General features: G+C 71.3%; 17 protein-coding genes. 14 read left to right on the forward strand and 3 right to left on the reverse strand.

Going from position 1 to position 25,199, the window contains the following annotated elements:
• Positions 1 to 3 precede the first annotated feature (3 nt).
• Positions 4 to 3,747: an Ig-like domain-containing protein gene (locus ACNYC2_RS08805; protein ID WP_419706653.1), complete on the forward strand. Its 3,744-nt coding sequence runs from the start codon at positions 4 to 6 to the stop codon at positions 3,745 to 3,747.
• Positions 3,748 to 3,812: 65 nt separating this feature from the next.
• On the opposite strand, the gene ACNYC2_RS08810 is transcribed toward ACNYC2_RS08805, so the two are convergent.
• Positions 3,813 to 4,520 carry a tyrosine-protein phosphatase gene (locus ACNYC2_RS08810; RefSeq protein ID WP_419706654.1) on the reverse strand — a complete coding sequence of 236 codons (708 nt, stop codon included), beginning with the start codon at positions 4,518 to 4,520 and terminating at the stop codon, positions 3,813 to 3,815.
• Between the two features lie 9 nt (positions 4,521 to 4,529).
• Positions 4,530 to 6,299, reverse strand: coding sequence for a cation:proton antiporter (locus ACNYC2_RS08815; RefSeq protein ID WP_419706655.1), 1,770 nt, complete (start codon positions 6,297 to 6,299; stop codon positions 4,530 to 4,532).
• 177 nt (positions 6,300 to 6,476) lie between these two features.
• On the opposite strand from ACNYC2_RS08815, the gene ACNYC2_RS08820 reads away from it, so the two are divergent.
• The 13 genes from ACNYC2_RS08820 (at position 6,477) to ACNYC2_RS08880 (ending at position 24,214) form a co-directional block, all read left to right on the forward strand.
• Positions 6,477 to 6,665, forward strand: coding sequence for a hypothetical protein (locus tag ACNYC2_RS08820; protein ID WP_419706656.1), 189 nt, complete (start codon positions 6,477 to 6,479; stop codon positions 6,663 to 6,665).
• A 131-nt stretch (positions 6,666 to 6,796) separates the two neighbouring features.
• Positions 6,797 to 8,815, forward strand: a complete 2,019-nt coding sequence (gene thrS / locus ACNYC2_RS08825; protein WP_419706657.1) for a threonine--tRNA ligase — start codon at positions 6,797 to 6,799, stop codon at positions 8,813 to 8,815.
• Entirely contained in the window at positions 8,815 to 9,387 is a 573-nt protein-coding gene (locus tag ACNYC2_RS08830; protein ID WP_419706658.1) for an HIT family protein, read from the forward strand. Before thrS ends, ACNYC2_RS08830 begins: the two co-directional genes overlap by 1 nt.
• Positions 9,388 to 10,017 carry a phosphatidylinositol phosphate synthase gene (pgsA, locus tag ACNYC2_RS08835; RefSeq protein WP_357442759.1) on the forward strand — a complete coding sequence of 210 codons (630 nt, stop codon included), beginning with the start codon at positions 9,388 to 9,390 and terminating at the stop codon, positions 10,015 to 10,017.
• Positions 10,017 to 10,958 carry a phosphatidylinositol mannoside acyltransferase gene (locus ACNYC2_RS08840; RefSeq protein ID WP_419706659.1) on the forward strand — a complete coding sequence of 314 codons (942 nt, stop codon included), beginning with the start codon at positions 10,017 to 10,019 and terminating at the stop codon, positions 10,956 to 10,958. Before pgsA ends, ACNYC2_RS08840 begins: the two co-directional genes overlap by 1 nt.
• On the forward strand, positions 10,955 to 12,184 hold the full coding sequence (locus tag ACNYC2_RS08845) for a glycosyltransferase family 4 protein (RefSeq protein WP_419706660.1): 1,230 nt from the start codon (positions 10,955 to 10,957) through the stop codon (positions 12,182 to 12,184). Before ACNYC2_RS08840 ends, ACNYC2_RS08845 begins: the two co-directional genes overlap by 4 nt.
• The gene (locus tag ACNYC2_RS08850; protein ID WP_419706661.1) at positions 12,181 to 12,768 is read left to right on the forward strand and encodes a hypothetical protein; all 588 of its coding nucleotides are present in this window, start codon (positions 12,181 to 12,183) and stop codon (positions 12,766 to 12,768) included. Before ACNYC2_RS08845 ends, ACNYC2_RS08850 begins: the two co-directional genes overlap by 4 nt.
• 118 nt (positions 12,769 to 12,886) lie before the next feature.
• Positions 12,887 to 13,801, forward strand: a complete 915-nt coding sequence (pdxS, locus tag ACNYC2_RS08855) for a pyridoxal 5'-phosphate synthase lyase subunit PdxS (RefSeq protein WP_377133273.1) — start codon at positions 12,887 to 12,889, stop codon at positions 13,799 to 13,801.
• A gap of 282 nt (positions 13,802 to 14,083) precedes the next feature.
• Positions 14,084 to 14,725: a BMP family ABC transporter substrate-binding protein gene (locus tag ACNYC2_RS08860; RefSeq protein ID WP_419706662.1), complete on the forward strand. Its 642-nt coding sequence runs from the start codon at positions 14,084 to 14,086 to the stop codon at positions 14,723 to 14,725.
• A gap of 187 nt (positions 14,726 to 14,912) precedes the next feature.
• The gene (locus ACNYC2_RS08865; RefSeq protein WP_419706663.1) at positions 14,913 to 17,636 is read left to right on the forward strand and encodes a fibronectin type III domain-containing protein; all 2,724 of its coding nucleotides are present in this window, start codon (positions 14,913 to 14,915) and stop codon (positions 17,634 to 17,636) included.
• Positions 17,637 to 17,705: 69 nt separating this feature from the next.
• Positions 17,706 to 18,317 (forward strand): hypothetical protein, encoded by a 612-nt coding sequence (locus tag ACNYC2_RS08870; RefSeq protein ID WP_419706664.1) that lies wholly within the window; start codon positions 17,706 to 17,708, stop codon positions 18,315 to 18,317.
• 86 nt (positions 18,318 to 18,403) lie between these two features.
• Complete coding sequence (locus ACNYC2_RS08875) at positions 18,404 to 19,465, forward strand: hypothetical protein (RefSeq protein WP_419706665.1); 1,062 nt, start codon at positions 18,404 to 18,406, stop codon at positions 19,463 to 19,465.
• Between the two features lie 45 nt (positions 19,466 to 19,510).
• Positions 19,511 to 24,214, forward strand: coding sequence for a glycoside hydrolase domain-containing protein (locus tag ACNYC2_RS08880; protein WP_419706666.1), 4,704 nt, complete (start codon positions 19,511 to 19,513; stop codon positions 24,212 to 24,214).
• A 350-nt stretch (positions 24,215 to 24,564) separates the two neighbouring features.
• Here the strand turns inward: ACNYC2_RS08880 and ACNYC2_RS08885 are convergent, their stop codons facing one another.
• Positions 24,565 to 24,861, reverse strand: coding sequence for a hypothetical protein (locus ACNYC2_RS08885; RefSeq protein WP_419706667.1), 297 nt, complete (start codon positions 24,859 to 24,861; stop codon positions 24,565 to 24,567).
• Positions 24,862 to 25,199: the final 338 nt, after the last annotated feature.

Here is a 25,199-nt window from a genome sequence, read left to right on the forward strand (position 1 = left end):
ACCATGAGACGTAGCCGAATGTCGTCAGCAGCCATCGCCGGGATGCTCGTGTGCGGCGTGCTCGGGTCGTCGCTCGTCGCGGGAGCGGCAGCGGGAGCGTCGGCCGCGGAAGCACCTCGCGCGCCGGAGGTCACCGAGATCACCGTCGACGGGGACGACGTCGCCGCGGACAACGTCAACGGCCTGACGTTCAAGGGCTTCGGCGTGCTCAGCGCCAACAGCACCAGCGCCCTCCTGATGGACTACAAGTCCGAGCAGCCGCGGAAGTACGCGGAGCTGCTGCAGATCCTGTTCGGCGGCGAGCACCCGATCATGCAGCACGTCAAGATCGAGATGGGCGACGACCGCAACAACTCGACGGGTTCGGACGTGTCGACGATGCGCACCCCGGACGAGCCGGCGAACGTGCGCCGGCACCCGGGCTTCCAGCTCGCGGCGGACGCCAAGAAGGTCAACCCCGACCTCAAGGTGTCGATCCTGCGCTGGAACGCCGCCCCCTGGGCGAACACGAACGACAAGATCTACGACTGGTACAAGAACACGATCCTCGCCGCGTACCGCGAGTACGGGTACATGGTCGACTACGTCCACCCCGGCGTGAACGAGCACACCGCCGACCTGGACTGGACCAAGGAGTACGCCGAGCGCGTCCGTACCGACGCGACGGGTTACGTGAGCGACGACCCGCGGCTGGCGGGCTTCCGCCGCGGGGAGGCGAGCCGCTTCCACCAGATCCAGGTGATGATCTCCGACGAGGCGGGCCTCGGCACCTTCGGTGACGAGATGGTCGCCGACGCGTCGCTGCGCGACGCCGTGGCCGCCTCCACCTACCACTACTTCACCGACGACGACGCGGCCGGGAACTTCAAGCGCCTGGCCGACGAGCTCGACGAGGAGGTCTGGAACAGCGAGGCGCAGGCCACGTTCAGCAACTCGTCGTTCCGGCCGAACAACAACACCGCCGACCCGACCGTCGAGGGCACCGGCCTCGGCGGGAGCGGAAGCTCCCTGGAGATGGCGAACACCATCGTCAAGGGCTTCGCCAACTCCCGGCGCACGCACTTCATCTACCAGCCCGCGATCGGCTCGTTCTACGAGGGCGGGCAGTACTCGTACAAGGAGCTCGTGAGCGCCCGCGACCCCTGGTCCGGGTGGATCCACTACGACGCCGGCCTGGCCGCGCTGCAGCACTTCTCGAACTTCGCGGTGACCGGCTGGGAGGACTCGCGCAACCAGGCGGGGATCTGGCGTGCGGTGCCCCAGGCGTCCGCCACCACGGCGACCGGCACCAACCCGGTCAACGGGCGAGGCGGTGGCCCGAACTACCTGACGCTCGCGGCGCCCGACCGCTCGGACTTCTCCACGGTGGTCGTCAACGACTCCGAGACGCCGCGGACCTACCGGATCACCCCGGAGGACCTGGACCTCGGGTACCAGCCCCGTCTCGCGGTGTGGGAGACCCGCGCGGCGGAGGACGGCGAGGCCTTCGACGCCCGCTACAAGCGGCACGTCGGCAACGTCTCCGCGGACGCCGACGGCGCCTACAGCGTCACCGTGCAGCCGTACTCGATCACCACCGTGACCTCGCTCGACGTCCGCCGCGACAAGGGCTGGACCACGCCGCTGCCCGTCGAGGGCGAGCGCACGGTGCTCGACGCCGGCGCGTCCCGCGAGGTACCGCGGAACGTGCTCTGGTCCGACGGCTTCGACTACTCGGACAAGCGCGTGCCGATCGTCCGCAAGGGCGGCGGGCTGACCGGCCGGACCGAGGACTTCATCGACTCCCGCGGCGGGGACACGGGCGCGATCCCGCTGTACACGTGGGACCGCAACGGCTCCTTCGAGGCCTACCTGGCCGACGACGGCGAGCGGGTCCTGCGCCAGCAGGTCGACCGCGAGGGCACCGGCGTCGGCGGGGCGTGGAACAACGGCGAGCCGATCACCGCCGTCGGCGACCGGCGCTGGAGCAACTACCGCGCCACCGTCGACGTCCGCTTCGAGCGGGACACCGTGAGCGGCAACTACGCCGCCCTCGGCGCCCGCTCCAGCGGCGGCGACACCTCCCACGACCTCCGCGGCACGCCGTACGCGCTCAAGCTGGCCGTCGACGGCGGCTGGCAGCTCACCCGGCGGGGGACCACCGTCGAGAGCGGCTCCGTCGCCGGCGACGGCTGGGACGCCGCCGCGTGGCACGAGCTGTCCGTGCAGGTCGCGGGCGACCGGGTCACCGGCTGGGTCGACGGCACGCAGGTGTTCGACTGGACGGACGCCGCTCCGATCCTGTCGGGTTGGGTCGACCTCGCCAGCGGGTTCCACTGGACCCAGTTCGACAACCTCGAGGTCGAGCGCGTGGCCGACGAGGTGCCGTACTACGGCGAGTACCTCGACGGCCACGAGATGACAGTCCTCGACGACCCGGCGGCGACCAAGCTCGTCTACGACGGCGAGTGGGCGCACGCCAACGGCAAGGGCATGTTCGAGTACGGCCGCACGTCGTCGATCAACCAGGCCGACGGCGCCTCCGTGAGCTACACCTTCACTGGCTCGGGGCTCGACGTGCTCGGCCCGAACGACGGGTCCGCACGCCTGGACGTCACCGTGGACGGCGAGCCGGTAGAGCTCAACGCCCGCACCCGCGCGTCCGGCCAGTACCAGCAGGCGTTCGAGCTGCGGGGCCTGCGCTGGGGCAAGCACACGGTGAAGCTCACCGTCGCGTCGGGCACGCTGAACGTCGACGCCGTCGGCGTGATCTCGGCACCCGCGTCCCGGGCGACCGACGTCCGGGCGCTCGCCGCCGCGCTCGACGCCGCGGAGGACGTCGAGCGCACCGGCGACTTCACCGACGTCGAGTGGACGGTGCTCCAGAACGGCATCGCGGACGCTCGCGCCGCCGTCGCCGACCCGAGGCGCTACCGGCTCGACGGACAGGGTGCGGCGGACCTCGTGGCCCGGCTCCGGACGGCGTCCGCGCCGGTCGCGAACCGGATAGTCGACCTCGAGGAGCCCCGCGTGGCGACCTACGTCGGTGACGTTCCCGAACTGCCGGACACGCTCACCGCGGAGCTCACCGACGGCACCACCCGTGAGGTGCCGGTGGACTGGACCGTCGACCCGGCGGCGTTCGGCGAGGCCTGGGCGACGGCCGCCGTCAAGGGTTCGTACGGCCAGGCGTCCGCCACCGCGCACGTCGAGGTCGTACCGCGGGGGACCGTCGCGTTCGCCGACGTGAACGCGACCAGCGGCGGCGCGCTCGGGTACGACTCGCCCGCCTACGGGGCGATCGCCGGCCTCGTCGGCGACGCGCTCGTGAACGACGCACCCGACCAGGTCCGGGAGAACGGCGCGGACTGGGGTCACTGGGGGCAGAGCGCCTCAGGGAGCCGGTCCATCAGCTACAAGGGCGTCCTGCCCGGCGCGTACGACAAGACGACGACCACCGGGATGTACACGGCGAACCAGGTGGGGGCCGAGGTGTCCTACACCTTCACGCTGCCCGCGGGGTCGTACACCCTCGCGGCCGGATCGCACTCGTGGTGGCCCGACAGCAGCCGGAGCGCGGACGTCCTGCTCGACCACGACGGCGCGAGCCACCCCGTCGGGACGGTGACCCTGAGCTCGGGCAACCCGAGCGAGGTGCTCAGCTACGACGTCGAGCTGGCCGAGCCGGGCCCGGTGACGATCCGCCTCAGGGCGACCAACAACCAGTCCCCGATGCTCTCCTGGGCGGCGGCGGTAGCCCACCCCTGACCTGCTGCCGTTGAGTGCTGGATATTCGCCCCCTGACGGCCGTCAGAAGGGCAAATATCGAGCACTCAACGAGGGGAGGGGGCGGTCAGGCGGGTGCGGAGGGCTCGGACGTGGCCCGGGGTGAGGCCGTTGCGGGTGAGGTAGGCCTCGACCGAACCGTGTCGTGTCCGTAGGTGTTCCAGGGCGCCGAGGATCACGTGCCGGGTCGGCGGGATCTCACGCCCGACCGTGAGGTCGAGGACCGCTCCCGGCGCGGCGTACCGCGGGGCGAGCCGTTCGTTGGTGAGCTCGTAGTCGTCGGCCAGCGCGTCGAGGTCCGCCCCGACGAGCGAGAGCGCGAGCGCCACCACCAGCCCCGTGCGGTCCTTGCCCGCGGCGCAGTGCACCAGCACCGGTCCCTCGGGGGCGTCCGCGACGGCTGCGACGGCGCGCGCGAACAGCTCGGGACGCCGGTCCAGCAGCCCCGTGTAGAGGGGGACCCAGGGCCCCTCGATGGGGTCGCCGGGCTCCTGCACCGGGAGGTGGAGGGCGGTGAGGCCCGCCAGCCGGCTGGGTTCCAGGTCGATCTCGGCCGGACGGCGCAGGTCGATGATCCGCGAGAGGCCGTACGCGGTGGCGGCGGCGACGCCGTCGTCCGTCAGGAAGCTGGGCGACTCCGAACGGACCAGTGCCCGTTCGCGAACGGTGCCGCCACCGGTGAGGGGGAGTCCGCCCAGGTCACGCACGTTGAGACAGCCGGGCCAGTCGAGATGGAGCGGTGTGTAGTCCGTCACAGGGTGAGATTAGCGGTCCGAATCGTCCGGATGTACCGGCAGCTTGCCCTTGCGCATCTCGACGGCGATCTGCTCGGCGTCCAGCAGGTCCAGGGCGTCGCCGAGCTGGGCCGAGTCGTAGGTGCCGGCGGCCCGGGCCGCGAGTAGCTCCTCGCGTTGGGCGGCGATGGCGGCCAGCCGCAGCTCCCGGTACTGGACGAAGCGTTCCCGGGTGAGCTCGGCGTCCTCGTCCTGCGACTCGTGCTCCCGGAACATGTCCTTGCGCACCCGGGCGACCACCCCGTCGTCGTACGGCGTGCCGTCCGGGCGGCGGGGGTCGGCGAGGAAGTCGCGCGCGGCCCGCACGGTCTCGCGGCGCAGGGCCGGGAGGTCGCCGGTGGTGTCCTGCCCGACCAGGCCCAGCCGGCGGGTCACCCACGGCAGGGTGCTGCCCTGGACCAGCAGCGTGCCGAACGCGACGCCGAACGCCACGAGGACCAGGAAGGACCGGCCGGGAGTCTCCGCCGGCAGCGTCTGCGCGGCGGCGAGCGTCACCACGCCGCGCATGCCCGCCCACACGAGCAGGGTGCCCTCGCGCCAGCCGAGCGGCTTGGCGAGGACGTAGTCGATGTCGGCGGTGCGGCGGCGCAGCGTGCCCTGGATCCGTTCCAGCCGGGCGGCGGCCGAGCGCCTGCCCGCGACCTCCGCGTTCCCGGCGACGGGGGACGGGGTGGCGGCGACCCGGAGGTCTATGCGGTCCTGGAAGCCCGACAGGGTCTCCCGGACGGCCTCGCCGCGGCGGGCCCTGCGCGCCTGGAGGCCGATCAGCGGCGTGACGAAGGCCGTTCGCACCAGGAGCACCACGGCGCCCGCGATGGCGGCGACGCCGGCGGCCTGCAGGACCGAGCCGTTGCCGCGCTCGACGTCCTCGATCAGGTCGAACAGCTGGATGCCCATCGCCAGGAAGACCGCGCCCTCCAGCAGCAGCTCGACGGTGTGCCAGTTGGACCGCTCGGCGATCCGGTCCTGCGGCCGCAGGTGCCGCGCGGACCCGTTGCCGGTCACCAGGCCCGCCGCCACCACGGCGACCAGGCCCGACGCGTGCAGCTCCTCCGCGGGCAGGTACGCCGCGAACGGGACGACGAACGACATGGCGGTGCTCAGCGCGGCGTGCCCCAGCCGCTTGCGGATGCGCAGGCCCACCCAGCCGATCGGGGCGCCGATGAGGACCGCCACGCCCGCGGCGTACGCGAAGTCACCGATGACCTCCCACAGGCTGACGGTCGCCGCCGTCGCCGCGATCGCCGACCGGAGCAGCACCAGCGCCGACGCGTCGTTGAGCAGGGACTCGCCCTCGAGCATCGTGACGCTGCGCGGGGACGCCCCGAGCCGCTTGACGATGGTGGTCGCGACGGCGTCGGTCGGGCTGACGATGGCGCCCAGGGCGATGGCGGTGGCCAGGTCGATGTCCGGGATCAGCCACCGGAACAGCAGGCCCAGCAGCACGGAGCTGATCACCACGAGGGTGACGGACAGGCCGCCGATGGCCGCGAAGTCGCGCCGGAAGTCCATGGACGGCAGACCGACCGCCGCCGAGTACAGGAGCGGGGGCAGCACACCGCCGAGGATCAGCTCGGGCGGCACCTCGATGGCCGGGACGAACGGCAGCAGGCTCACACCGGCGCCGAGCACCACGAGGACCAGGGGCGACGCGACGCCGGCCCGGGGCGCGAGCGCGGTGACGGCGATGATGACGGCCGCCGCTGTGACGGCGATGGTCAGGTACTCCACGTACTCCACGGCCTGACGGTACGAGACGCGGAGCCCGCCTGCCGACTCCAGGGCCCGGAATGCGACGATCTGCCCAACCCAGCAGTGCGCGAGCGGCAGGGTGCGCGTAGGTTCTCGACTGGTGGCGGGACCCCGTCGCCGAGCAGGGGGCGCACAGCCGTGTGCCTGTGTCGAGAGGATTCGAAAATGGGGCTTTTTGACAAGGCCAAGGAGTTCGTGACCGACCCGGACAACGTCGCCAAGGCGAAGGAGCAGCTCACCGACGAGAACGTCGACGCTGCCACCGACAAGCTCAAGGAGTTCGCACCCGACAAGGCCGACGGCGCGATCGACTCGCTGGGCGACAAGGCCAAGGAGTGGGGCGGCGAGCGCTAGACCGGCAACGAGGGACGCGAGCGCCACGCTGTCGGCGCTCGCGACCGACGGTCGGTACGATCGAGGGGCACCGTCGGAGACGACGGTGCCCCTCGATCCGTTTCTCGTGACCTTTTTCTAGGAGCACAGTCGTGTCCGACGTCGTATCGCCGCCCGCCCCCGCCGACCACACCCCGGCTGAGAACCTCACGGAGGCGACGACGACCACCGCGACGACCACCGGTATCGAGCTGTACGGCACGCGCCGCGACGTCGTGGTGGTCCGGGTGGACGGTGAGCTGTGGGACCTCGACCGGGAGATCCCGGCCGGTCACAAGGTCGAGCCCGTGACGGTCGCCGAGCCCGACGGCCTGGCCGTGCTGCGGCACAGCGCGGCGCACGTGCTCGCCCAGGCGGTGCAGCAGGTCAACCCGGACGCGAAGCTGGGCATCGGCCCGCCCGTGACCGACGGCTTCTACTACGACTTCGACGTCGAGACGCCGTTCACGCCCGAGGACCTCAAGAACCTCGACAAGATCATGGGCCGCATCATCAAGGAGGGCCAGACCTTCCGCCGCCGGGTCGTCACCGAGGACGAGGCACGCGCCGAGCTGGCGAACGAGCCGTACAAGCTGGAGCTGATCGGCCTCAAGGGCGGCTCGAGCGACGACGACAACGGCGAAAATGTTGAGGTGGGCGGCGCCGAGCTGACCATCTACGACAACGTCCGGGGCGCGGGCCGCGAGACCGAGACCGTGGTCTGGAGCGACCTGTGCCGCGGGCCGCACCTGCCGAGCACCCGCCTGATCGGCAACGGCGTGCAGCTCATGCGTTCGGCGGCCGCCTACTGGCGCGGCAGCGAGAAGAACCCGATGCTGCAGCGCGTCTACGGCACGGCCTGGCCCTCCAAGGACGAGCTCCGGGCGCACCTGGAGCGGCTGGCCGAGGCCGAGCGTCGCGACCACCGCCGCATCGGCACCGAGATGGACCTGTTCAGCTTCCACGACGAGGTCGGCTCCGGCCTGCCGCTGTTCCACCCCAAGGGTGGCGTGATCAAGCGCGTCATGGAGGACTACGTCCGCCAGCGGCACATCGAGGAGGGCTTCTCCTACGTCGGCACGCCGCACATCACCAAGGACGGCCTGTTCCACACCTCGGGGCACCTGCCGTACTACTCGGACACCATGTTCCCGGAGATGGACCTCGAGGGGTCCAAGTACCGGCTCAAGGCCATGAACTGCCCGATGCACAACCTGATCTTCGCCTCGCGCGGGCGCTCCTACCGTGAGCTGCCGCTGCGCCTGTTCGAGTTCGGTTCGGTGTACCGCTACGAGAAGTCCGGCGTGGTCCAGGGCCTGACGCGCGTGCGCGGCCTGACCCAGGACGACTCGCACTCCTACGTGACGCCGGAGCAGGCGCCGTCCGAGGTCAAGCACCTCCTGGACTTCATGCTGAGCGTGCTGCGCGACTTCGGCCTGGACGACTTCTACCTGGAGCTGTCCACGCGGGACGACTCCAAGCCGGACAAGTTCGTCGGCTCCGACGAGGACTGGGCCGCGGCCACGAAGATCCTCGAGGAGGTCGGCCGGGAGACGGGCCTGGAGCTCGTCGCGGACCCGGGCGGCGCCGCGTTCTACGGCCCCAAGATCTCGGTGCAGGCCAAGGACGCCATCGGCCGGACCTGGCAGATGGGCACCGTGCAGTACGACTTCAACCAGCCCAAGGGCTTCGGTCTGGAGTACACGGCCGCCGACGGCACGCGCCAGCAGCCGGTCATGATCCACTCGGCCAAGTTCGGCTCCATCGAGCGGTTCATGGGCGTGCTCATCGAGCACTACGCGGGCGCCTTCCCGGCCTGGCTCGCGCCCGTGCAGGTCAAGCTGGTGCCCGTCGCCGAGGCGTTCGACGACTACGTGAAGGACGTCGCCGCGCAGCTCACGGCTCGCGGCGTCCGCGTCGAGATCGACCTGTCGGACGACCGGTTCGCCAAGAAGATCCGCAACGCGTCCAAGGAGAAGGTGCCCTTCACGCTCATCGCCGGCGGTGAGGACGCCGAGGCCGGCGCCGTCTCGTTCCGGTTCCGCGACGGCACGCAGGAGAACGGCGTGCCCGTGGCGGACGCCGTCGAGCGCATCGTGGCGGCCGTGGCCGAGCGGTCGCAGCAGGCCTGATGGAACCCACCGTCCAGGACGCCGCGGACTTCGGCCCGCCCGACGACGGGTACGAACGGCTGTGGACGCCGCACCGCATGGTCTACATCGGCGGCCAGGACAAGCCGGCCGACTCGACGGCCGGGCAGTGCCCGTTCTGCCGCATCCCGCGGGGCGACGACGAGCAGGGTCTCGTCGTCGCCCGCGGGGAGCGGTGCTACGTGATGCTGAACCTCTACCCGTACAACTCGGGGCACCTGATGGTGCTGCCGTACCGGCACGTCTCGGACTACACGGACCTCTCCGCCGCCGAGACCGTCGAGCTGGCGCAGATGACTCAGCAGGCCATGCGCGTGTCGCGCGCCGTGTACGCGCCGGCAGGCTTCAATCTTGGTATCAACCAGGGCGAGGTGGCGGGCGCGGGCATCGCGGCGCACCTGCACCAGCACGTGGTGCCTCGCTGGCTGGGTGACGCGAACTTCCTGCCCGTGGTAGGGCAGACCAAGGCGTTGCCCGAGCTGCTGGGAGTAACTCGCCGCCGGCTCGCGGAGGCGTGGGTGACCGCAGGGGGCGGCAACCAAGAGGAGAACTGAATGTTACGGAGCCTGCGCTCCCTGATGACCACGGTGTTCACGCCCCTGGCCCGGCTGCTGCTCGCGCTGCGGGTCTCACCGGACGCCGTGACCATCGCCGGCACGCTGATCGTCTCGGCGATCTCGCTGACCCTGTTCCCCCTGGGGTACACGCTCGTGGGCGGCCTCCTGGTCGGGTTCTTCGTCCTGTTCGACTCGCTCGACGGCGTGATGGCGCGCATGTCCGGGCGGTCCGGCCCGTGGGGCGCGTTCCTCGACTCCACGCTGGACCGCGTGGCCGACGGCGCGGTGTTCGGCGGCATCATGCTCTGGTTCGTGCTGCACCCCGACGAGCACAACGGCCTCTGGGGCATCGCCGTCGCGCTGGCCTGCCTGGTGCTCGGGAGCGTCGTGCCCTACGCCAGGGCCCGCGCCGAGAGCGTCGGCGCCACCGCCCAGGTCGGCATCGCCGAGCGCGCCGACCGGCTCCTGCTGGCCCTCGTCCCGTTCACGTTCATCCAGGTGGGCCTGCCCGTGGTGGTGCTGGAGGTCGTCCTGACGCTGCTGGCGCTCGCGAGCCTGGTGACCGTGTTCCAGCGGATGGCGACGGTGCGGGCGCAGCTCACCAGCAGGGCCGGGCAGGAGGCCTGATGAACGTCGCGGCGGCGTACACGTTCGCGTGGCGGAACGCGACGAAGATCCCGGAGCCCGTCCTGCGGGGCCTGTTCACCGTGGTGGCCGACGTCACCTGGCTGCGGCGCACCAAGGGCGTGCGCCGCATGGAGGGCAACTACGCCCGCGTCCGGCCGGACCTCGACGCCGCCGCGATCCGCCGCCTGTCCCGTGCCGGGATGCGCAGCTACATGCGCTACTTCCGCGAGGCGTTCACCCTGCAGGGCGTCACACCCGAGCAGCTGAAGGCGCGCGTGCGCGTCGAGGGTTACGACGAGCACGTCCGGCCGGGGGTCGACGCCGGGGGAGCGGCCTCCCTGGCACTGGGCCACCTCGGCAACTGGGACCTGGCCGGGGCCTACGGCTCCCGCTACCTCGCGGGCGTGCTCACCGTGGCCGAACGGCTCAAGCCCGACGAGCTGTTCGACGAGTTCGTCCGGTTCCGCGGCTCCCTGGGCATCAACGTGCTGGCCCTCGGCAGCGGTGACGTGCTCGGCGCCCTGGTCCGCGGCGCCAAGGAGGGCAGCAGGCTCATCCCGCTGCTCAGCGACCGGGACCTCACCTCGACGGGCATCGAGGTGGACCTCGCCGGGCACCGGGCCCGGGTCGCCGCCGGGCCCGCCCTGGTCGGCCTGGAGGCCGGCGTCCCCGTGCACGCCGTGAGCATCACCTACGAGCGGCTGCGCGGCGACCGCCGTCGGGCCGCACGCACGCCGTGGGGGATCGTCATCACGTTCCACCCGCCGCTGCCCGTACCCGACGCCGGGCTGCCGCGCGACGAGCGGGCCCGCCTGCTCACGCAGGGCTGGGTGGACCAGCTCGCACGGACGATCGTCGAGCACACCCACGACTGGCACATGCTGCAGCGCGTGTTCGTCGACGACCTCGGACCCGCCCGCCGCGCGCGGGAGACCGGATGAGAGGCGTCCGACGCCGCAGCCACCGCGTGCTGCGGATAGGCATCGTCTGCCCCTACTCCTTCGACGCCCCCGGCGGCGTCCAGTTCCACGTGCGCGACCTCGCCGAGGCTCTGCAGGCCGCGGGCCACGAGGTGTCCGTGCTCGCCCCCTCCAGCGACGACACCGAGCTGCCCGACGTCGTTACCGCCGCCGGCCGCGCCGTCCCCGTGCCCTACAACGGGTCGGTCGCCCGGCTCACCTTCGGGCCGCTGACCGCCACGCGGGTCCGCCGCTGGCTCGAGGGCGGTATCGGCGGCCACGCCTTCGACATCGTCCACCTGCACGAACCGATGGTGCCGTCGCTGTCGATGCTCGCGCTCTGGCAGACGACGGAGCCCGTGGTCGCCACCTTCCACACCTCGCAGGTGCGCTCGCGCGCGCTCCAGGTCGCCTACCCGCTGGTCCGCCAGTCCCTGGAGAAGGTCGCCGCCCGGATCGCCGTGTCCGAGGACGCGCGCCGCACCCTGGTGGACCACCTCGGCGGGGACGCCGTCGTCATCCCGAACGGCGTCTACACCGAGGTGTTCGCGAGCAGCCCCCGGCGCCCCGAGTGGACCGGCACGCCCTCCGCCCCGACCGTCGCGTTCCTCGGCCGGCTCGACGAGCCGCGCAAGGGCCTGAACCTCCTCGTGCAGGCCGTGCCCACGATCCTCGCCGGCAAGCCCGGCACCCGGTTCCTGGTGGCGGGCCGCGGGGACGGCATAGTCGCCGAGACCCGCGAGCTGCTGGGCGAGCAGGCCTCGTCCGTCGAGTTCCTCGGCGGCGTCACCGACGCCGAGAAGGCCGAGCTCCTGGCCTCCGCCGACCTGTACGTGGCACCCCAGACCGGCGGGGAGAGCTTCGGCATAGTGCTCGTCGAGGCCATGGCCGCCGGAGCCGTGGTGGTGGCCAGCGACCTCGGTGCCTTCCAGCGCGTCCTGGACGACGGCGCCGCGGGCGCCCTCTTCCGCACCGGCGACCCCGGCGACCTCGCCGCCACGGTGCTGGCGCTGCTCGCCGACCCCGCGCGGCGCGACGCCTACCGCGCCCACGCCACGCAGTGGGTCCAGCGGTTCGACTGGTCCGGCGTCACCGAGCAGGTGCTCGCCGTCTACGACATGACGCTCGCCGCCGACAACGCCATCGGCGGCGACGTCGTCGGACGCGTCATGGGACTCTTCCCGCGCCGGGTCGGGGGCGACGCATGACCTGGTCGGAGATGGCGCTCGTCGCGCTCGGAGTACTGGCGATCGGCCTGCTCCTCGCCTGGCGGGGCGCCTATCGCGTGGACCGGCTGCACCGGAAGGTCGCCGCGTCCCGGATCGCGCTCGACTCGCAGCTCGTGCGCAGGGCGTCGACGGCGGTCGAGCTCGCGGCGTCGGGCGCGCTGGACCCCGCGAGCGCCATCCTGGTGGCGGACGCCGCGTACACGGCGTCGGACGCCGGACCCGTCACCTCGCCCGCCGCCGCGCTCAAGATGGACGGGCTGGGCCCGGACCGCGAGCGGGCGGAGTCGGGGCTCACCGCGACCCTGCGGGAGGCGATGGGGGAGCCGGAGTCGGTACAGCTCCTGCTCGCGGGGCCGTCGAGCGAGATCGTGGCGGCGCTCGCGGCGGCCTGGTACCGCGCGACGCTGGCGCGCCGGTTCCACAACGAGGCGGTCGCGCAGACGCGGCGGGTGCGCAGGCTCTGGTACGTCCGGCTGTTCCACCTGGCGGGCCGGGCGCCCATGCCGCGCACCGTCGAGCTGGACGACGCCCTGCCGCACGCCCTGGAGCCGAACGGCGGATGACCGCCCTGTGAACGGCGGACGGGGCGGGTCGGGGTGGACGATAGAATTCGGTCAGGGCGCCGACCGCGCCCGGAACGACCGGCGTCGATCTCATCGGCGAGAACTTTGCGAGGTAACCGTGACTGAATCCGTGACCGGCGAGAACACCGTGGGTACGGTCGGCACCGCGCGCGTGAAGCGCGGTATGGCCGAGATGCTCAAGGGCGGCGTCATCATGGACGTCGTCACCCCCGACCAGGCGAAGATCGCCGAGGACGCGGGCGCGGTGGCCGTCATGGCGCTGGAGCGGGTGCCTGCGGACATCCGTGCGCAGGGCGGCGTGTCGCGCATGAGCGACCCCGACATGGTCGACGGCATCATCGAGGCCGTCTCGATCCCCGTGATGGCGAAGGCGCGTATCGGCCACTTCGTCGAGGCGCAGGTGCTGCAGTCGCTCGGCGTCGACTACATCGACGAGTCCGAGGTGCTGACCCCGGCGGACTACACGAACCACATCGAGAAGTGGAACTTCACCGTTCCCTTCGTCTGTGGCGCGACGAACCTGGGCGAGGCGCTGCGCCGCATCACCGAGGGCGCGGCGATGATCCGCTCGAAGGGCGAGGCCGGCACGGGCGACGTGTCGAACGCGACGACGCACATGCGGCAGATCCGCCAGCAGATCCGCCGTCTGACCTCGCTGCCGGAGGACGAGCTGTTCGTCGCCGCCAAGGAGCTGCAGGCGCCGTACGAGCTGGTCAAGGAGGTCGCGACCACGGGCAAGCTGCCCGTCGTGCTCTTCACCGCGGGCGGCATCGCCACCCCGGCCGACGCCGCGATGATGATGCAGCTCGGCGCCGAGGGCGTGTTCGTCGGCTCGGGCATCTTCAAGTCGGGCAACCCCGAGCAGCGCGCGAAGGCGATCGTCCAGGCGACGACGTTCTTCGACGACGCCGACGTGATCGCCAAGGTCTCGCGCGGTCTGGGCGAGGCGATGGTCGGCATCAACGTCGACGAGATCCCGGAGCCGCACCGGCTGGCCGAGCGCGGCTGGTGAGCTAGGTCTTCGACAGAGAGGCCCCGCGGACGTCGAGTCCGCGGGGCTCTTCTGCTTGGTGCCAGCAGTGTCACGGGGCCGTTGGCTGATTCGCGTTCAGCCCGGTGCTCATCTCTTGGTACGAATCAGCGACCTCCGTGCTGCAGAACAGCGACTTGAACCCTGCAGAACAGTGGGCGCGCGCTGCGCCGGACAACCTTGCGTGGTCCGTTCACCAGGCGGACGGCGGGCGGACACCTGACGGCTACCGTTGCCATGTCGTCCTGGGTTTCACTTGCCGCTGTGACACACGGACGAACCCGATACGGCGTGGCGATGCTCCTGGCCGTCGCTCTGTTGTCGGCGGGTTGCTCGGCTCCCGAGGAGGACGGCGCGCCGCAGCTGTCGGGGGCTGCGTACGAGACCGTGCCTGAGCCGGGAAGAACGATCGAGGCAACGCCGCCTGCGTCCCTCTCCGGTCTGGAGGGGCAGCTGATCGCCGTGGTCGTCCCCGACGCGTCGGCGTCGTCCGCGACCTTGCTGTCGGCCGCGAGGGGCGTGGTCTCTGCAGGTGGCGGGGACCTCCAGCAGTTCGCAGCCGCCGAGGGTGCCGCGGACCCGGTGGGCGCGGCCCTCGATCGGGCGCTCGACGTGGAACCGGACCTGGTCGTCGGCCTGGGGGACGGCGTCGTGGACGTGCTCGGCTTCGAGAGCGCGCAGCGGCTCGGCCAGCAGTTCCTCGTCGTCGGTGCGCAGCTGGCCGAGCCGACCGACAACGTCACCGCCGTGGTCTGGGACGGTGCGACCTCGCGGGGGTCGGCGGCCGGCCCGGACGGTGACCTCGTGGACGCGAGCATCACCGAGCAGCGTGGCGCGGCCGCGATCCGGGCGGGGCTGGCGAGCATCCAGGACGAGACCACCGGCGTCGTCCTCTACCTCGACTGAGCGGCGGAGCGCCACTTTTTCACCCGTGGCGCGAGGGTGTTCCGCCACCCTTCGCCCCGGTCGCCCCTGTTGTTCATCCCATCTCCTCGACCAGGCCATCTGAGGTCAGCACTGTGCCGATCGGGCGTCGTGAGTGCGCTCCCATCCCGCAGTACGGAACTCAAGATTGGCGTGTGACCTCTTGCTGATGACCAGAGCGAAGCGGACCCCGGTCGGCGACTCGCGCAAGCGCAGGAACGGGTGGCGTGGGCTCGCGGGCGTCGTCCTCCTCTCGCTCGTCGCGGGAGTGTTCGCACTCCCGGCCACGGCGGCCGACACGACCCCCAGCGCGCCCTCCGCGGAAGCCGGCGTGACGCCGGTCCGCGTCGAGGCCGAGACGTACACGGGGAACAACAACGGTGAGGTGGTCGACGGCCGGGTGATGGACACCGGCGTCGAGTCGGACGGCGGCGCCTCAGGAGGTTCGCGCGTCAAGAACACCTTCAACGGGTCCGAGATCTGGTTCGACGACGTCGACCTCGGTAGCACCCCGCTGTCCACGCTCACGCTGCGCTACGTCATCAACTCCGGCCGCAGCGGAGTGAACCAGTCGATGGACGTCTACCTCGACGAGAAGAGCGACGAGAACAAGGTCGCGACCGTGGCGCTCTCGGCGACGGGCGGCGACTGGTCTTCGTACGGCGCGACGACGGCCGACCTGCTCACCGAGGTCTCGGGCCGGCACAAGGTGATCGTGGTCATGCACGTCGACCCGAAGCCGGGCGAGGCCGCCGGCTTCCCGAACTACTTCGGCAACATCGACTACCTGGAGTTCGGGCCGGAGTCGCTGCCGGAGGCGTTCCTCACGACGGCCGACGCCTGGAAGTACTCCGACGACGGCACGGACCCGTCCGGCGACGGCTCGCTGTCCTGGACCACCACCGACTTCGACGACTCCGCGTGGAGCGAGGCCGTCGGGCCTTTCGGGTCGAAGCGGGGTGCCCCGGACCTCGGCGGCGGCTTCGTCGCGAACACGCTGTTGCAGTACACGCTCGACGGCTCGCAGAACACGGTTCCGACCTACCACCTGCGCACCGAGTTCGAGGTCTCCGACGGCCAGCTCGCGCAGCTCGACTCGCTCGTGGGCGCGATCACCTACGACGACGCCGTACGCGTCTATGTCAACGGCGAGAAGGTCGCCGGGTTCGTCGACGAGCGCGTGAACGGGGCCGCGAACCAGAACCTCACCTATGCGGGCGCGAGCAACGGCGACCCCGTGACCAGCACGTTCACGGTTCCGGCCGACGCGCTGGAGCCCGGGGCGAACACGATCGCCATCGCGCTCTACCAGGACCGTGAGACCAGCAGCGACATCTACGTCGACCTGAGCTCGCTGGCTCCCGCCGGCCCGGCCCCCGAGCCTGAGATCGCCGACCTCGCCCTGCACGTCGGTGCGACCCAGGCCGAGCGCAACCTCACCTGGTACTCGAACGTCGACGTTCCGCAGGTCGCGCAGCTGGCCGAGGCGGCGGACGTCGTCGACGGCGTCTTCCCCGCCACGGCGCGCACGGTCGAGGCGGCCAAGAGCGGCGAGACCACGAGCGGCGAGTACTTCCGCGACGTGACCTTCGACCAGCTCGAGGAGAACACGGAGTACGCCTACCGCGTCGGCGGCGACGCGACCGGCTGGTCCGACGCCCACACCTTCCGCACGCAGGACTTCACGGGCGACTTCTCCTTCCTGTTCTTCGGCGACCCTCAGGTCGGCGCCTCCGGGAACCTCGCGCGCGACGAGGCAGGCTGGATCGACACGCTGGACGTCGCGACACGTTCGTACCCGGACGCCGAGATGCTGTTCTCGGCCGGCGACCAGGTCGAGACCGCCGGCAGCGAGGCCCAGTACGACACCCTGCTGAAGCCGGAGCAGGTCCGCAGCGTTCCGCTGGTGGTGACCAACGGCAACCACGACGTGGGGTCGAAGGCCTACGAGCAGCACTTCAACGTGCCGAACGAGGACCTGGAGTCCGGCGGCGCGTCCAACGGCACGTCGTCGGGCGGCGACTACTGGTTCCTGTACAAGGACGTGCTGTTCCTCAACATCAACTCCAACAGCCGCGACTTCGCCTCCCACAACGCCTTCATGGAGCGGGTCGTCGCGGAGCAGGGCCACCGCGCGAAGTGGAAGGTGCTCGCCTTCCACCACTCGATCTACTCCGTCGCCTCCCACACGGACGACGGCGACATCATCGACCGGCGCGACAACATGCCGGCGAAGATCTCTGAGCTGGGCTTCGACATGGTGCTCATGGGGCACGACCACAACTACACCCGCAGCTACCTGATCAAGGACGGCGAGCTCGCCGACCCGACCGAGGTCGCGGGCCAGGAGCGTGTCGAGGCCGAGGACGGCGAGGTGCTGTACATCACGGCGAACTCGTCCAGCGGTTCGAAGTACTACGACACCCGGGCACCCGAGGCGTGGTTCGCCTCGGTGATCAACCAGGAGCGGGTGCGCAACTACTCGGCCGTCGAGGTCACCGACGAGACGATCACGGTGCGCACCCTGCGCAGCCAGGCCAACGGCGCCGCACTTCCGGTGAACAGCGTCGTGGACGAGGTCGTGCTCGCCAAGGCGGGTGCGACGACGGGCCTGGACGTGTCGGTGGACGTCTCGACGCGCACGGTGGCGGGCAAGCAGCACGTCTCGACGGTCGTGACGAACAACGAGGCCGCGCCGGTCGACGTCGTGGTGGAGACCGCGTACGGCTCCAAGTCGTTCGCCGCGGTGCAGCCCGGCCGGTCGGCGAGCGTGTCGATCAGCTCGCGCGAGACGGCGATCCCCGGCGGCGACGTGACGGTCACCGTCACGGGCCGGCGCGGCGGCGAGACGGTGACGACCTCGAAGACCGCTTCGTACCCGGCCGCCGGCTGACCCGTGGCGAACCGTCGCGGTGTGCCCGCGGCCCCGAGAGACAAGACCCTTGAACCAGGAGAGAACGACGTGAACAAGAACTCCCTCGTGCTGCGCGGCAGTGCGATCGCCTTCGGCGCCGCGCTGCTGGCGTCGGCAGGCACGGCGGCCATGGCCGACGACGAGCAGGACTCCCGCACCGTGGACGTCGACGTCGAGATCGAGCCGCTCACCGGGCCCGGAGCCCTGGCGATGACGGTCGAGAGCGACACGACCGCGCTCACGGAGGGCGGGTCGACCGACCTGGAGCGTGTCTTCACGGGCACGCTGCCGAAGGTCACGGTGACCGACACCCGCACGCCGGACGACATCCCGGCCGGTGCCTTCTGGTACGTGATGGGCACCGCGAGCGACTTCCACGACGAGCAGGGTGAGCACACCATCGAGGCGAGCCGTCTCGGCTGGTCGCCGCAGCTCGTCGAGGGCGAGGGGGAGGGGGAGCCCTTCGTCGAGGTCGGCGGCGACGTGGCGCCGTCGGACCCGGGCCTGGCCGACCAGGAGCTGCTCTACCTCGCGGACTCGGCGGACGCCAACGCCGGAGGCGGCCGGTTCAGCGCCGTCGCGGACCTGAAGCTCCTGGTCCCGGCGGACGTCGAGGCCGGCAGCTACTCCTCGACGATCACCCTGTCACTGTTCGAGTGACGTCATCGGCCGGCAGGGGACCGGAGCACGCCTCCGGCTCCCCGCCGGCCCTCGTCGCCCCGCCCCCGATCCCAGGAGCCCCGCCCGTGAAGAACCCGCTCGCCATGCTCGCCGCGCTGGCGCTCACCGCTGCCTCCGTGCTGGTGGCCACCCCCGCCGGCGCCGCGGAGGGCGACACCGTGACGTGGTCGGTGCGACCGGGCGACGCGAACGGCGAGGACGGCCGGGCCTGGGTCGAGTGGGAGGCGGACCCCGGCCAGTCGCGCTCCGAGCACCTGGCGGTCACCAACCACGGTGACGACGAGGTGCGGTTCCGGCTGTCCGCCGCCGACGGATACTTCACCGACACGGGCCGCTTCAACATGCTTCCCGCCCACCAGGAGTCGGTCGCGGCCGGAACCTGGATCGACCTGCCCGCGAGCGTGAGCGTCGCGGCGGGCGCCACCGAGATCGTGCCGTTCACGGTGACCGTCCCGGCCGACGCCGAGCCGGGCGACCACGCCGCGGGCGTCGCGGCGAGCGTGCACTCCACGGGCGGTGGCGAGGTCGGCGTCGAGTCACGGGTGGGCTTCCGGGTGATGACGCGTGTGACGGGGGAGCTCGCGCCGTCCGCCGGGATCGCGGCGTCGGCGTCCTACGCCGGCTCCGTGAACCCGTTCGAGGCGGGCGACGTCACGGTCGCGTACACGCTCGAGAACACGGGTAACACCCGCCTGAGCACCCGGCCCGAGATCGCGCTGTCCGGACCGTTCGGACTCGGCGAGCGCACTCTCCGCGGCGAGGAGATCGCCGAGATCGCGCCGGGAGAGACGCGGCGCGGAACCGTCCGCTTCCAGGACGCCTGGCCGCTGCTGACCTACGACGTGCGGGTCGTGGCACAGCCCCGGCCCGTCTCCGACGACCTGTCGTTCGAGGGTGCCGAGCCCGCGAGCGCGCAGACCACGGTGCTCGCGGTGCCCTGGCCGCAGATCGTCGTGCTGGTCCTGGCCGCGCTGCTGGCGGCCTGGGCCCTGTTCCAGCGTCGTCACGAGCGGCGGCGCACGGAGCGGCTGGTCGCGCGAGCGCGCGAGGAGGCGCTCGCCGAGGCCGGCGTCCTGCCCGCGCGGGCCGAGCCCGCCCGCATCACCGCAGCCGACACCCACGGCTGATCAACCCTACGGCTGACACCGTCTGATCCGGAGAAACCACTGGTCATGTCCCCCGTATCCCGCTTCCCACGCCTGCTGGCGGCCGTCACGGCCGTCGCGCTGACCGGGGCCGGCCTGTCCGTCGCCCCGGTCGGCCCCGAACCGTCCGCCGCCGCGGCGGACCAGGTCGACTACGCCGGTCTCGTCAACCCCTTCGTCTCGACCGAGGACGACTTCGGCCAGGACCTGGTCGGCGCCGAGGCACCGTCCTCGATCGTCAAGATCAACCCGATGACGACCCCCGGCCGCTCCCACTCGGGCTACGACTACGCCGAGGACCAGATCGCGGGCTTCACGCACACCGACCTCAACGGCGTGGGCGGCTCGGGCGGCGGCGGCGACCTCCTCGTCGTGCCGACGTACCAGCAGTACACGAGCCGTCCGGGAACCGACACGTACGCGAAGGACTACAGCCACGCGGACGAAGAGGCCGAGCCGGGGTACTACGCCGTCGACCTCGCGACCGACGAGGGCGCGATCCGCGCCGAGGCGACCACCGACGTGCGCACCGGCCAGGACCGGTTCACCTTCCCGGCGGCCGGGACCGCGTCCCTCGTCGTCGACCTGCGCAACAACTTCACCAGCCGCAGGGGCGCCACGCTCGGCCACGAGACGCTCGACGACGGGCGTGTCGCGCTCTCCGGCAGCTTCACCGGGCACTTCAACGGCTACGACTACCAGATGTACTACTACGTCGAGTCGACGGTGCCGGCGTCGAACGTGCGCACCTGGGGCGGTTCCGGCCCTCTGGCCGAGCAACCGCACCGTGACGGCACCGACATCGGCGCGGTCGTGGACTTCGAGGTGGACGCGGGGCAGCAGGTGGGGCTGGAGGTGGCGGTCTCCCCGATCAGCGTCGACCAGGCCAGGACCGACCTGGCGGCCGAGATGGGGGACCGCACCTTCGAGCAGGTGCGCACGCAGACAAGGGCCGCATGGAACGAGATCCTCGGCCGGCTGGCCGTGACGGCCTCCGGGACCAGCGATCCGGACGGCGAGCTGCAGACGCTGTTCTACACGCACCTCTACCGCATGTTCGGCTCGCCGGTGAACGCGACGAGCACGAGCGGCACCTACCGCGGGCTCGACGGCGAGGTGCACCAGGCCGACGGCTACACGCACTACGACGGCTGGGGATTCTGGGACGACTTCCGCAAGTACGAGATCCTCGCGATCGGGTACCCCGAGGTGTTCCGGGACATGGCCCAGTCGGTGGTCGACCTCTACGGGTCGTTCGCGAGCACCGGCAAGGGCTCCCAGTCGGACGTCACCCACTCGGTGCCGACGGTGCGGTTCGAGCGCGCCGCGGTCGTCGTCGCCGACGCCGTCGCCAAGGGCGCGCAGCTGCACGGCCTCGACCAGGCCTGGCCCGCCCTGGTCTCGCAGTCGAGGGGTGGCTACGGCGACGAGGGGAACGTGCGCCGCGGCTACATCGCGAACGAGGTCGACGACACGCTCGGCACCTCCTACGACGACTGGGCCATGGCCACGATCGCCGACTCGCTCGGTAAGACGGACGAGGCGCAGCAGTACCGCCTGCGCTCCGCCAACTGGACGAACCTGTTCAAGCCGAGCTCCGTCACCCTGGCCGACGGCACGAAGACCGGGCTGATCTTCCCCAGGAACGCGGACGGGGCCTGGACCGACGCGGACCCGGAGCGGTTCGAAGCCGGAAACGTCTACCAGGGCACGCTGTGGCAGTACCACTGGTACGCGGCCGGCGACATGGGTGGGCTGATCAGCAAGATGGGTGGCGAGGAGACCACGCGCAAGGCGCTCGGCTTCATGTTCGGCGAGCAGGCGCCCGACGACGGCAAGCGCATGCTGCACGCCAACGCGAACGAGATCGACCTTCAGGCGCCGTACCTGTTCAACTACGTCGGCGCCCCGGCGCGGACCCAGCACTGGGTGCGGAGCATCTACACGAAGGAGACCTGGAACCGCTACATCGCGACCGGCAGCACCCACGAGCTGCCCTCGGGGGGCGGTGAGCTCACCCCGCCCGTGAGGACGAAGGTGTTCCGCAACGATCCACAGGGCTTCCTGCCCACGATGGACAACGACACCGGGACGATGTCGTCGACGTTCGTCGCGGCGGCGCTCGGACTGTTCCCAGTGGCCGCGGGAACCGACCAGTACCAGATCGGCACGCCGTTCTTCGAGAACGTGCGCGTCAGCTACCCGTCCGGGCGGACTCTCGACATCTCCGCGGACGGGGTGTCTCCCGAGTCCTACTACATCCAGTCGGCCACCCTGAACGGTGAGGCGTTCGACCGCACCTGGCTGACGTACGACCAGCTCACCGCCGGCGGTGAGCTGAGCTTCCGGATGGGCCAGGAGGCTTCCGACTGGGCCGCCGGGTCCGTCGCGCCGCCGTCGCTGAGCGACGAGCTGCCGAGCTCGGCCTACGACCCCATCAGCGCCGTCTCCGTGTCGTCGCGAACGTTCGCCGAGGCGGAGGCCGGCGACGGGTCGATCGGCAACAGCATCGACCTGAACCTTGCGAACGGCACGTTCGCGGGGGCGAACGGCGACAGCCTCGCGGACGCCGTCACCGCCGAGAACCTGCCCGCGGGGCTGACGCTGGCGGCGGAGCGCACGGGGGACCGGCGCGTGCGGCTGTCGCTCACGGGCTCGGCGGAGCGGTCGGAGGCGTTCGACGGCGTGGACGACCTCACCGTGTCGATCTCCGACGACGCCTTCTCGCGTGCGCCCTCGACCGGCGCCCGCCAGTTCACCTTCCGGGTGGACTTCGAGGGCGCGACGCTGCGGGCGGAGGCGACCCGGCTCAAGGCCGCGGCCGACGGCGCCGTCGACGTCTCGACGACGTTCACGCTGAGCGGCGCAGGCTTCGCGGGGGCGAACGGGCGTGACCTCGTCGCGGACGGTGACCTCACGCTGCGGGGCCTGCCCGGGGGTGTCGAGGCCACAGCGGTCCTGGAGGACGCGCGCACGCTGGTGCTCCGCCTGACCGGTTCGCTCGGTGACGCGCAGCGCGCGGCCTTCGGCCTGGACCTCGCTGACGCGGCTCTCGACGGTACTCCGGCGGCGAGCGTCCACGGCGACGGGCTCTCCGGCCTGGCGACCGTCGTGGTCGAACGGGACCAGCGGTGGCGTGAGAAGCTCGGCGCGCTGCTGACCGAGGCCGACCTCGTCGTCCGCGGGGCGTACTCCGCGGCGTCCTTCTCCGCCTTCGACGCGGCCCGCGACGCCGCCACCGAGACGCTCGCGGACGAGTCGGCCTCCGACGACGACCTCCGTGCGGCGCTGGACCGGCTCACGAGGGCGGCCGCCGCCCTGCGGATCACGGGGACGCCCTACCGGGTGCTGGAGGCGGAGCACTTCGACGAGTCCTCGGGCGGCCGGCTGAGCCCGGAGAACGGGAACATCGGTGGCGTCCAGGTCGGTTCCTGGATCGCGTACGACGGGATCGACTTCGGGGACAAGCTCCCCAGGCGCATCAAGCTGCGTTATGCCAACAACCCCGCCGACAGCGCCACGGACGAGCATGTCGAGGTGCGCGTCGGCGCGGTGGACGGTCCCGTCGCGGCCAGGGTGGAGCTGGAGCTCACCGCCGGGTGGGACGACTACGTCACCGCCGAGGCCACGATCGACGATCCTGGGACGCTCGCGGGATCGAACCGGATCTACCTCGTGTTCGGCGGCACGCCCGACCCGGCCCAGCCGAGCTCGTGGGTCGCGAACGTGGACTGGGCGCAGTTCTTCCGGACGGCCGAGGACGGGCCCGAGACGGCCGAACCGGTGCGGATCGAGGCCGAGACCTACGACGCCGACAACGGCAACGGCCTGAAGAAGGAGGGCGGTGAGGCGCCCGCCGGCAACGTCGGCGGGACCTGGGACGGTGGTCGGCTGACCTACGACGCCCGGGACCTCGGCCCGGAACCCCTCACCCGGGTCACGGTGAGCGCGTCGACCCGCGACGAGCGTGTCGGTGACAACCGCCGGCTCGAGTTCTACCTCGACGAGGTGGGCGGGGCGACGAAGGTCGCGACCGTCGAGCTGCCGAAGACGGGCGGGTGGGGCAACTACGTCGAGACGACCGCGGAGCTCGACGAGCCTGTCTCGGGCACGCACACGCTGATCGTCGTCATGCGGGCGGACGCCGTGCCCGGCCAGGAGCTCAACTACGTGGCGAACCTCCAGTGGTACGAGTTCGGCCCGCAGGGGCAGGAGCCCCCCGAGGTGGACCTCACCGGTCTGACCGCGGCGATCGAGCATGCCGAACCCGTGCTCGCCCGCGAGGACCGGTACGTCTCCGTCGACTTCGCCGTCTTCCGCGCCGCGCTCGACGCGGCGAGGGCGACGGTCCTCGCCGACGACGTCACGCAGGACACGGCCGACGAGGCACAGCGCGTGCTCGACGCAGCAGCGGCCCAGCTCGAGTGGAGGGTCATCAGGCAGCTCTCGGTGTCCGCCACGACGCGGACCCTGGCGGGCAAGCAGTACGTGTCCGTCGCCGTGACGAACGGCGCGGACATCTCGCTCGACGTGGAGATCGAGACGCCCTACGGCGCGCGGTCGTTCACCGCGGTGCAGCCGGGGGCGTCGGCGAACGTGTCGATCAGCTCGCGGCAGGCCTCGATACCGGCAGGCGAGGTGACGGTCACCGTCACCGGGCAGGTCGGCGACGAGACGGTCGTGGCCCGCAGGACGGCCACCTATCCCGCTGCCTATCCCGCTGCGAGGTAGATGTGCTGACCCGGGACGTTGTGAACATGACGGCGGGTCGCTCACGAGCTGAAGAGGACTTCCGGGTCCGTAGCGTCCGGAATGCGCTTGGTCCAATCTTGGACCACGGCATCAACGTCGACGAGATCCCGGAGCCGCACCGGCTGGCCGAGCGCGGCTGGTGACAGCCTGTTCTCGCGACTGACTCGCGACCGACGGAGAGGCCCTGCGGACATCAAGTCCGCGGGGCCTTTCTTGCCGACCGGATCCGCGACTCCCTCTACCGCTCCGGTGGGTCCGAGCTCCTTCGCACGGCTACCACACGGGCCCGGCTGCAGGCCGCCTGACTGCAGGCAGCCTGATCGGAGCGGCTACTCGGTCGGCTTCACGCTGACCGAGTAGCCGTTCTCCAGTTCCACCACACCACCATCAGCGATCGCGCCGAGTGCGGCCTCGATACGACGGGCGACCAGGGGGCGCATCCGCTCGTGCACCTGATCGACCGTGCACCATGCCCAGGACCGCAGCTCCTCGTGGGGCAGCTGGATCGCCGCGGCCTGCTCGTCGGTCATACGTCCACCGTCGTAGACGAAGATCAGGCCCTCTGTACGACCCTCGATCGGCGGGACGTAGTCCAGCGCCACCAAGCGACCCGGCTCGACCACCATGCGACGCTGTCTGCCCGCCGCAGACCCGTCTGCGGCGGCAGGTGGAGCGGGGCGAGAACGACGACGTGTGGATCCGGCGCTGGGTCGCCGCGGAGGACCACTACGTCGCCACGCACGACCCGCGCTCGGCGGCAGCGCTGCACGTCGAGGGAGCCTGACGCGCGGCCGTCGGCGGCCCGCGGGCACCTTGACGGGGTGGCATGTTAGCGCTCACAATCTGGTCGAAGCCGACGAAGTCCAAGTTGAGCGACATCTCGCTTCGTTCGAGTTCGGGCCAGGAGTGGCCGCGCCATGAGCAGCACAGGTGCACGGCACCAGCAGCACGGATGTGAGCGCTA

The organism is Promicromonospora sp. NFX87 (genome assembly GCF_048564965.1).
In the GTDB taxonomy this organism is placed as follows: Bacteria; Actinomycetota; Actinomycetes; order Actinomycetales; family Cellulomonadaceae; genus Promicromonospora.